Origin of the sequence: Gilliamella sp. Choc5-1, from assembly GCF_001690595.1 — a bacterium.
Taxonomy (GTDB): domain Bacteria; phylum Pseudomonadota; class Gammaproteobacteria; order Enterobacterales; family Orbaceae; genus Gilliamella; species Gilliamella apicola_M.
Genome location: NZ_LZHH01000062.1, coordinates 1 through 9,760, shown reverse-complemented (window position 1 = coordinate 9,760; position 9,760 = coordinate 1). Strand labels below are relative to the sequence as shown.

The following is a 9,760-nucleotide window of genomic DNA, read 5'->3' as shown; positions in this document are numbered from 1 at the left end:
GATTTATTTCATTCAGACCGCGGTAAAGAGTTTGATAATCGGTTATTAGCGGATTGTTTTAAGACATTTAATATCACGCATTCATTAAGCAAGAAAGGGTGTCCATATGACAATGCGGTAGCGGAAGCGACATTTAAAACAATTAAAACGGAATTTGTAAAAGGCCAACGTTTCAACTCAACGGCTGAGTTACAACGCGCTTTTTCGGCTTATGCTTATTGGTATAATCATAAACGATTACATTCTTCGTTAGGCTACTTGCCTCCCGTTGAATTTAAAAAACACTTACCCCTTAATTTTTTTGTTTGAAAATGTGTTGCCATTCCAAATTAACTCATCATTTCTAACATACAGTAACCCATAAGATCCTTGTGAAATTTGAGCCACATAATTATATAACTCAAATATATCAGCTATATCCTGTGAATAATGGTTAGTATTTCCGCTAACTATTAGTTGGTAAGAAACATTAACTATATGTATTTTAATAAATCCTGAGCTATCATCTAGTTTATGTTTCGATATGAAAGTTGTAAGTTTATCTAATATAAATTTCATTTCATAATCATCACTTTCATATGTAGAATTGCTTAATGATATCCATCCATAATATTCTATCATTTTATTACCTTACTTTTTTGGATTAAGTGGTTTAGTATCTATAACTAATTTTACACCGTAACGTTTGCTATATTCATGTAATTTATTTATTACTGACTTTGCAGGTTCTCCCTCAAAGTGATAATACGCAGAACGATTGGTTTCCTTAGCCGCTTCAAATGTTGCTTTCATTTGATTTCTAACACTCTTATTTAACTGTTGTAGAGGTGGTTTAGTTTGAGCAATATATGAGTCACTAATTGCATCAAACTCTCTTATATCATTAGCAAATCTTACTCTAGATTGTCCTCCCAATCTTTCTGCAAGAGCATCAGCTGCTGCATCAGGTTTGTTTACTTTAACTAAATCACCTGAATATTGATTAGATACCTTTCTAGAAGCTGTCCCCGGACACTCATCCGACAACCCCAACGGGTCAATCCAAGCCAGTGGGTTAGGAACGTAGCTATAGGCGTTTTCGCCGCCGGCAAGTCCTATGGGGTCTTGGCTGATGTAGCGGGCGGTGTACGGGTCGTAATAGCGGTAGCGATTATAGTGTAACCCTGATTATTCGTATCATCCTGATACTCACCCTTTCAGGGCCAATGCTAAAGCATTGTTCAAATTTGTTCCAGACAAATTTGTCCTCGTCAAAATACTGTCCTTGAAAGCGCAGGTTTTGCGGGACGGTGCGGTATTCTATCGCAAGCTCGCCATAGGATTTGTAAACGCCACTCCAAACTATGTCTCCATTTGCGGTCATTAGCTCTTGTGGGGTGCCAAGTTGGTCGTTGAGGTAGTAGTAGATTTGCCCTCCTCGCCCTCGACCCACTAGTTGCGCCATCGGTCTAAAGCCGGTGCTGCTTGGTTCGTAGATGTAACTGATGCAGTCGTAATAATTGATATTATTATGCTTGTTACATAAATATACATTTTACAATGGATAATCATTATCCCATGTGGGTAGCTCAAAATCATCCAAATTCAAATTATTTTTTGCTAAGTAGCTAAATAAATCATCGATTGAATTGATATATTTAAATTCGCCAACCCATTCGTAGCTAGGATCAAATCCATTTTCAATATCTTCTATTAAAAAAGAATTCTGACGAACTTTAAATTTAGCTTCCGATTTTTCACATATCTTTTTTTTATGTTCAGGCAAAAAATTTTCATCCCAATCCATTACTAATCTCCCCTTTACAAGGGTAAATGAAGGATCAACCTGAATTTGCAAGCTAATCTCAAGCCAAGTCCTGAATCTTTTATCATTTGAAATCAATTCCTTAACTAAAACACATCCTTTTAAAAGATGGGTGAGATTGTCTTTTTGCATTATATGTACTCCTATATTTATGAATCCCATTGGAAAAAGATATGTATAATTTTTCCACTCTTTTCGTGTATTTGAAGATGGGGGAGAATTCCATCTGGATTTGAAGGTGAATGCCCAGCAACCCTACCATTTATATCTTTAATATCATCCCAATGATAAGTCCCTGATTTGGTTTTTCCATCTGTATTTTTTAAAAACTTTAGTAAATTTTTAGCAGAAGGCCCACTTTCGCCAGTCATATTTAAATATTCATCACCTAAATAACGTTTCATAAATAATTCTTCAGCATCGCTCCTTGATTTAACAAAAACTTTTTCAGCGCCATTATTCAACTCGTGAATAGCTTTATTAACGCTAACAGGACATCCAAATAATCCCAACGGATCAATCCAAGCCAGTGGGTTAGGAACGTAGCTATAGGCGTTTTCGCCGCCGGCAAGTCCTATGGGGTCTTGGCTGATGTAGCGGGCGGTGAACGGGTCGTAATAGCGGTAGCGATTATAGTGTAGTCCTGATTATTCGTATCATCCTGATACTCACCCTTTCAGGGCCAATGCTAAAGCATTGTTCAAATTTGTTCCAGACAAATTTGTCCTCGTCAAAATACTGCCCTTGAAAGCGTAGGTTTTGCGGGACGGTGCGGTATTCTATCGCAAGGTCACCATAGGATTTAAAATTTCTGTCAAAAACTTTCAGGTAACTATGCGTTTTAGTATAAAATTGTTTTTTAGTTGGACTGAGTTTTCGTTTTTTTAATGCGGAATAAGTAGCAAAAACAGCCTTTGGGTATGCTAAAAGGTATTGTGTTTTTTATAACAATTATTCAAAAAATATTGATTTTATTTGTTTTTTAAAGAGCGATAAAATAACAAAATAAAAAAGGAAAGTCCTCGCTGTTTTAAAGCAAGGATTTGGTACAAGCACGATTGTTTATTAGTCGCCAATTATTCTATTTTAAGGTAACCTGCGTCTAGGTTTTTCTGGCTCTGGCGTTGGTAATTTCCATGATATTAATAGTCCCAATTGTCCAAGAAAATAATTGATATTATCAAGTTCATTCTCGGGAACCTGCCATAACCACAATTTATCACTTAATTCTTCAAGTGTACCATGGCTTGTATCACTTAATATCCAATCTTTCAACGTGGTATTATCTACACCAATCTCTAAATGATAGCAATTAATAATATTAGCGGTATAAATCATTCTTAATCGCTTATTGTCATCCAATTTTTTTTCGTCAAAATGATATTTTTCGTAAGGATATATTGTGGCAAAGTTGAATCCTCCTGCATACTCAGTTGCATTAGCTATATCATCACACCCTGAATATTTTATACCATAAGCAAAATAGTTTTGACGAGCAAAGTTTTTTATCAATTCCAAAACAATACCATCGTGATCAAGTTTATTATTATATAAAATGTGAATTTTGTTTTTGCCTCCAAATTTATCAGTTTTATAACTAAATTGAAGACGACATATTGCGTCTAATACATTCAATATATAAAAGGTTATAATTTCCTGTAGATTTATTTTACGTTTTAATCCCTTTAAGGATATATTAACTAGTTTAAAATCGCGATCGCCATTCTTAGTTATCGGCTTAACATAACTAGCCTCTGTAATAGGAGTATTTAATGCCGAAAATAGTGTTTCAGCAAACTCTAACGCAATATTTTGTGAAATATTTTCTGTATTATATAAAACAATGCCACTGTACATAGCTAATTTCCCTCTTTTATACCTTTAATTAATAAATCTAACCGATGTTTTATATCCCTCGCATTATATGGATGCTTAAATGAAGAAATAGCATCCTCTCTATAAATCCCTAATATCCTCATAGCCTCTTCATTTCGGGTAAGTAAATAATCAAAATTTTTCATATCAGATTTAGAGGCTATCTCTATCGCATGCACTTTCCCATTTTTATCGATAGCCATAATATCAGGTCTGCGTGCACTTGCTTTTGTTTTTAAAGCCATGTTATAAGAGCGATTTAAATATATTTCGGTGAACTGACCAGACATTGCCAGTTTATTGGCAATAGCCTCTGAAAACTGGTCATGCCCCAGTGTTCCATCAACTTGTCCTGTTCCATATATTTTTGTTCTATTCACTTCTCGGACAGGACAAATTTTTGCCAACCCCAACGGGTCAATCCAAGCCAGTGGGTTAGGAACGTAGCTATAGGCGTTTTCACCACCAGCCAGTCCTATTGGGTCTTGGCTGATGTAGCGGGCGGTGTACGGGTCGTAATAGCGGTAGCGATTATAGTGTAGTCCTGACTCCTCGTCAAAATACTGTCCTTGAAAGCGCAGGTTTTGTGGGACGGTGCGGTATTCTATCGCAAGCTCGCCATAGGATTTGTAAACGCCACTCCAAACTATATCTCCATTTGCGGTCATTAGCTCTTGTGGGGTGCCGAGTTGGTCGTTGAGGTAGTAGTAGATTTGTCCACCACGTCCTCGCCCCACTAACTGCGCCATTGGTCTAAAGCCGGTGCTGCTGGGTTCGTAGATGTAGCTTAGGCAGCGGTAATTTTGGGCTTTTGTGTGTTCATTGCGGATAGCTTCTACACTAAAATCCGCATCATCTGCATGGCATTCGGTAATGAGCTTATCGCCCAGCCAGAAGAATAGCGTTTTATCGCCCGTTTGCATATCAGTTTTGCTGATTCGGCGACCAAAGGCGTCATACTCATAACAGTGCACCGTTTCAACGGTTTGATGAAAGTCTTTATCGTATTCGTCCCAGTAGTGGCGGATTTTTTTAAATTCAATAAGCCGATGTTGACCATCCCATTTAAATTGATGCTCGGTATGTTGCCGTTTACCGCGTAATTCTCGAATCACATTGCCGTATTCGTCGTACTGATAATGTCGGTCACCTTGAATTAGCAGACGGTTAGCCTTGAGTTTGTTGTGGGTTTGTGGTGATTTTGGGGTACCTTTGTCTTTTAAAGCAGGTGATGCGTGTTTTAATTCATCAAGTGGCATTTCACTGCCCAGTAAGTTATCAGCCCCGTCAAAATAAAAGTGCTCATGATAGCCTTTGTAGCTCAGCTCATCCGGTAACTGCCCTTGGCTATAGGGTTGGTGACTGGCACTACTGAGTCGGCTTTTTAAGTCGTGGGTAAAGGTTTTTACCCCTTTGTAGTTGTCGCTCATTTGGGTGAGTTCGCCAGCAATATTATATTGGTAATGCCGTTCAATCGGTTTGTTGAGGCTGTCTTTGACCTTGACTTTTTGATTAAGCAATCGACCACGATTATCAAATTGTTGATGGCAATTGAGTTCACCAAATCGCCCCATGCTGCGTGCGATTTCATTGCCTTCTTGCCAGCGGTGCGTCGATAGTGTTTGACCGTTTAGGTCGATTTGGCTCACTTCATCACCACGGTAATAGTGGGTTAAGATATTGCCATCAGGCATGCGCATTCTAAATAAGCGCCCCGCTTGGTCATAATCAAAATATTGACTACTAAAGCCTTGGTGCTCTTGCGTGATGCGTCCACATTTGTCGTATTGCCATACCAGTGGCCATTTGCCATCATCCACTTCATTGAGTCGACCAAATCCATCATAGCGGTAGGTTATCTTTTGACCATCAGGCAATAGGCGTGCTATTACACGTCCGCAATGGTCACGCTCGTAGGTGGTGATTAAAGCGGTCTCTTCTCGCCGACTCTCACCGTATTCTGTTCGTTTGATTATCTGGTCATTAGCGTCATAGTCCCAAACAATGTAGCGTCCATCAAATAGTTTTTCTGTTTTTACTTTGCCACTTGGTGTGTAATCAATATGATAGTGGTCGCCATTGGCGTTAATAATGTCGCTAATTTCACCATGCACATTGTTATATAAGTATTCACTATAGCTGTTATCGGGATAGCGAATGCGTTTAATCAGCATGGTGTTGTCATGATATTCGTAGTGGGTTTCACGCTGCTTTTCGTCAACTTCTTTCGTTATGCCACCATATGGGTTATAGCTAAATTTGCGTGAGCTACCATCTGGCCAGCGTACGGCAGCTAGCCGTCCTGCATCATCCCAGACCAACCTAGTCGCCGGTAGTTGGTCAATCTCTTTTTCATGTCCATATTGTTGCGGATTGCTGGTGCTTTCAAACACCAGTTTACCCATGGCATTGTAACGGTAATAGGTGATTTCACCACTACGACTTTGGTATTCAAGCAGTTGCCCCAATGCATTGATGGTATAGCGTTCGCAGGTCTCATCGCCATAGCGGATGGCACTTAATACGCCTCCCTCTGTCCACTGATAGTGCAGCTCTTCTTGCATAGGGTTGATATAGCACAGCAGTTGCCCGTCAATATCATATTCCCATTTCTCTTTACTTTTTTCAAAGCCGTCGGCACTGTACTCAATGCGCTCCATTAATAAGCCACGATTAAAGCGTTGCCATAAACGCCTGCCATCGGGATAGGTGACTGATACGCAGTTGAGCTCACCGTCATAACCATATTCGGTGGTATTGCCCAGTGGGTCGATTTCGGCTAACAGTTCCCCTTCTTGGCCATAGTGACGTTCAATCGTTGCTCCGCTCGGTGAAATGTGCTTAACCTGACGGGCGGATTGTTTATCATGCACCCATATTTCTTTTGAGCCATCGGCATAAATCGCCGTAGACGTACCTGTAGCATCATCCCATTCATAACGTATTTCTGTATTAGGGATATTACTCCAGTGACGCAGTGCACGCACCGCTTTGCCTGTACCTTGCCATTGCCAATAAAATTCTGCCCCACCGGCCAAACAGCGTTGGCTAAAGACATAATCGTCACGATACGCATAACGCTCTGCTTCGTTAGCGGGATTAATGGCTTCACTCAGTTGCCCGCGTTCATCATAGGTGTAACGGATAATCGGCTCTGGGGCTGTACCTTTTAGGGTAATATGCCGTTTTAAGCGGATTTCGGCTAAGCGGTGACCTTGCTCGGTGGTAATATAATCAAACAGTAGACTTGCACCAGCTGGGTTTTCTAGTCTTATTGGTAGGCCAGTTTTATCGTCATAATGAAGATGGAGATGTTGCTTTTTCTGAGAAAAGCCAGTTATTTTACCGCTATTATCCGCTAAACGCTTAACATGCATTACCCAACCGTTTAAACTAGCAGAGGTAAATAGATATTCCCGCTCTTGTTCGCCTAACCAGACTGCGGTTTTTGCCATCAAATTAGCCGATAAGGAAATCGCTTTATCGGGCATGGGTAAGGTAATAATAAGATTTTGATGGTCAACCCATTTAATGGTTTCGTCTTTATCATTAAAAGTAAATTGATGTTGTAATGAGTGGCTCCAGCCATAACCGAATACCGAACTCACTTCGACTGCGGTGGTGCGATATTGTCGTTGGAACGTGAAAGGATAAACACCTAATAAAGTTGCATCATCAAGTAATAATAGTTCCTCACCGGTGACCATGGAGATAGGGCAACCAGTTGTTGAGCATTTTTGGGTCGATTGCGAAGAGGTGTCGTTATGGGTGCTTCCTGATGAGGTTTCTCTTCTGTGTTCAAGTTCTAGATGTGTTTTTTGCTCTGCTGCTAGCCTGTTCTCTTTATTCATTTTTGTCATTAAAGAGTTTTTCATTTCGTGCACTGATTTAGCCACTCGCTCGAAAAAATTTTTGACTAGATTAGAGAGCGAATTCAAAATATTTTTTAAAACTTCCCAGATTTTTTTTACTAATCCAGATGCTTTTTTCGCAACCGAGGCTAAGCGATAAGCCATATAAGCTATGCCAACAGGACCAGTAATTAATGAGAGCAGAGAGCCAAATATTAGGCCGCGAAGGATATCTCCCAATATGTTTCCACCAAGCGAAACCAGTTCAGGTAAGATATTACCCCATGGATACATCTTGATATTTAATAATACGGCGTTAGCAATTAAGTAAATCGCACTCTCATCACTAAAAAATGCCGCTAAATGTAGCGCAAAATCTTTACCTTGCTCAAGCGATGCTTTAATATCAATTTTAGGTATGTCGCCGATAATATCGTATAATTTTGCTGCTCCATCATAAATCATTTTTCCGTATTTTATTGGGTCGGTAATGACGTTATAAGCCAGTTTAATGTCATCCCAGACACTAATAAAGCCATCAAATAAACCTTTAATGAATTTTTTTATCAGTTCAACAACATCAATACCTTTTTCCCATTCGGGTTTATATTTTTCCCAAGATGCATTTAAATGGGTGTACATCTCTAACATTAGTTCATCATAAGCTTGGAATAACTTTTTGTTGTTCTCAACTAAGTTGTTATCGATTGCTTCGGCAAAATAGGATTCATTTAATGTTAAATCAGTAAATATCGCTCGTCCTTCAGCATCAGTCTTTTTGCTACTGACATTTTTATTTCTTCCCCATGAGTGATATTCAAATAATTTAATTAAAACATCGGGAATGGGTAAATTAAGTATGGATTCGTGCTTAAGTACAATTTCTATTTGTCTATTTAGTGGGCAGGTTATTGTGGCCGTTTCGATAGTTTTTTGTTCATAGTTGACGGTTTTATCGTTATTATTAATAGATAGCACCCGGTCCATTTCAAAGGTAGGACCACCAACAAAATCAGACGACTTATTAAATGCACGAACGCGCCAGTCTTCAAGTGCTTTTTTGTACTCTTCGGTAAGTAGCGCTTTTCGTTTAAATAAATCTAAATCTTGCTCTATTGATTCAATGTATCCCATAACATTCCTTATTTATTACTAAAAAAATCAGCATCAAACACTTCAAATGGGTTGGTTGCTAATTGCAACTCTTGTTGTAACGCTAAAACTAATTGCTGTGTCATTTGCTTGTCTGCTGTTTTTGATTTGTACTTGGTGGCTAAATGCATAATCTTTTGTTTGATTAATGCCTCTGGAAAGGCGTCATACAGGGGTAAATTATTTTCTTTTAACCATAACAACATATTACTGATTAAAGGTGTCAGTGTAGTTTGTACTATAGTGTCAATGAGTGGCTGTGGCACTTGCCACCAAGGCGATGTCTGTACAGCTTGTTCAAACGGCACATGCACCACGTGCGATTGGTGATTAATCCAGTAAAAGGCAAAGGCAGGGAGCACGTCTTGCCAGCTATCGGCAAAGTGATCAAGCATAATTGATAGGTATTCGCCATCCCAGTAGCGAAAAAAGACTGTTTCGCCATCGGGCATTATGGCTTGGGTTAAGCTGCGTAAATGCGCGCAGATGTCTTCAAAGGGTAAATGAGAGCGTGCTAACCAGCCCCAGTCCTTATACTCGGTGTTGTTTACCCAATCTAAAAAAGGGCTGTGCTCATCAAGCCTAACTAGCATAGGCATTACTGAAAACCAGTGCTCGTAAGGGGTGCCAGTATAAAGGCCATAAGGCGTTTGCGAGCCATCGGTAATATAGTAGTTTTTAACGGCTTGCGCATCACTGACGTTAGAAAGCACCGCATATAAAGGCATAGACGAGGTGGCGGTAATGGTGCGCCAGTTAGCTAGTGGCATATCTAACATAATATGCTTACTCCATGAAATAAAACAAAATAATAATTAACATTATGATTTATCAATATCACCAACAACATCCCCACCATAGAGCCGTTAAGAAATCGAAAATAAATGCATTTTCTTATTTAAAATACGTTATTTTTGTTATTGAAACAATATTTTTGAACGATATTATTTCAATAATCTTTTTTTAGCACTTATTGTTGTATAAATTATTTCGTTTATTTAACATCGGTATTATTGATATAATTTATTAGTTTATTGCTTAACTAACTAAATTATAAATAATTTTAATATTTATCTTT

7 protein-coding genes and 2 pseudogenes are annotated in these 9,760 nt (G+C 38.9%); 1 reads left to right on the top strand and 8 read right to left on the bottom strand.

All coding sequences use genetic code 11. From position 1 onward, the window contains the following. On the top strand, positions 1-309 hold a 309-nt coding region (locus A9G35_RS05980; RefSeq protein ID WP_141673794.1), incomplete at its 5' end, for an integrase core domain-containing protein. On the opposite strand, the gene A9G35_RS05975 is transcribed toward A9G35_RS05980, so the two are convergent. From A9G35_RS05975 to A9G35_RS05940, 8 genes and pseudogenes are all read right to left on the bottom strand, one after another. After that, positions 286-621: an Imm7 family immunity protein gene (locus tag A9G35_RS05975; protein ID WP_065636083.1), complete on the bottom strand. Its 336-nt coding sequence runs from the start codon at positions 619-621 to the stop codon at positions 286-288. The genes A9G35_RS05980 and A9G35_RS05975 overlap by 24 nt on opposite strands. Before the next feature lie 9 nt (positions 622-630). Continuing rightward, a pseudogene (locus A9G35_RS13680) lies at positions 631-1,167 on the bottom strand (restriction endonuclease fold toxin); the annotation flags it as partial. Next, positions 1,151-1,363, bottom strand: a complete 213-nt coding sequence (locus A9G35_RS14115) for a hypothetical protein (protein ID WP_442903174.1) — start codon at positions 1,361-1,363, stop codon at positions 1,151-1,153. The pseudogene A9G35_RS13680 and the gene A9G35_RS14115, both read right to left, overlap by 17 nt. Positions 1,364-1,534: 171 nt before the next feature. Next, positions 1,535-1,936: a hypothetical protein gene (locus tag A9G35_RS05960; protein WP_065636080.1), complete on the bottom strand. Its 402-nt coding sequence runs from the start codon at positions 1,934-1,936 to the stop codon at positions 1,535-1,537. A 17-nt stretch (positions 1,937-1,953) separates the two neighbouring features. After that, positions 1,954-2,451: pseudogene (locus A9G35_RS13170) on the bottom strand (RHS repeat-associated core domain-containing protein); the annotation flags it as partial. A 439-nt stretch (positions 2,452-2,890) separates the two neighbouring features. Further along, positions 2,891-3,661 (bottom strand): hypothetical protein, encoded by a 771-nt coding sequence (locus A9G35_RS05950; protein WP_065636078.1) that lies wholly within the window; start codon positions 3,659-3,661, stop codon positions 2,891-2,893. Positions 3,662-3,663: 2 nt separating this feature from the next. Further along, positions 3,664-8,664: an RHS repeat-associated core domain-containing protein gene (locus A9G35_RS05945; RefSeq protein WP_065636077.1), complete on the bottom strand. Its 5,001-nt coding sequence runs from the start codon at positions 8,662-8,664 to the stop codon at positions 3,664-3,666. An 8-nt stretch (positions 8,665-8,672) separates the two neighbouring features. Further along, positions 8,673-9,461, bottom strand: a complete 789-nt coding sequence (locus A9G35_RS05940; RefSeq protein WP_081300129.1) for a DUF4123 domain-containing protein — start codon at positions 9,459-9,461, stop codon at positions 8,673-8,675. Between the last annotated feature and the right edge of the window lie 299 nt (positions 9,462-9,760).

Bases quoted from the DNA above. Each gene is read 5' to 3' on its own strand.
- A9G35_RS05950 (WP_065636078.1), bottom strand. From the start codon at position 3,661: ATGTACAGTGGCATTGTTTTATATAATACAGAAAATATTTCACAAAAT.
- A9G35_RS05945 (WP_065636077.1), bottom strand. From the start codon at position 8,664: ATGGGATACATTGAATCAATAGAGCAAGATTTAGATTTATTTAAACGA.
- A9G35_RS05940 (WP_081300129.1), bottom strand. From the start codon at position 9,461: ATGTTAGATATGCCACTAGCTAACTGGCGCACCATTACCGCCACCTCG.
- A9G35_RS05960 (WP_065636080.1), bottom strand. From the start codon at position 1,936: ATGCAAAAAGACAATCTCACCCATCTTTTAAAAGGATGTGTTTTAGTT.
- A9G35_RS14115 (WP_442903174.1), bottom strand. From the start codon at position 1,363: ATGACCGCAAATGGAGACATAGTTTGGAGTGGCGTTTACAAATCCTAT.
- A9G35_RS05975 (WP_065636083.1), bottom strand. From the start codon at position 621: ATGATAGAATATTATGGATGGATATCATTAAGCAATTCTACATATGAA.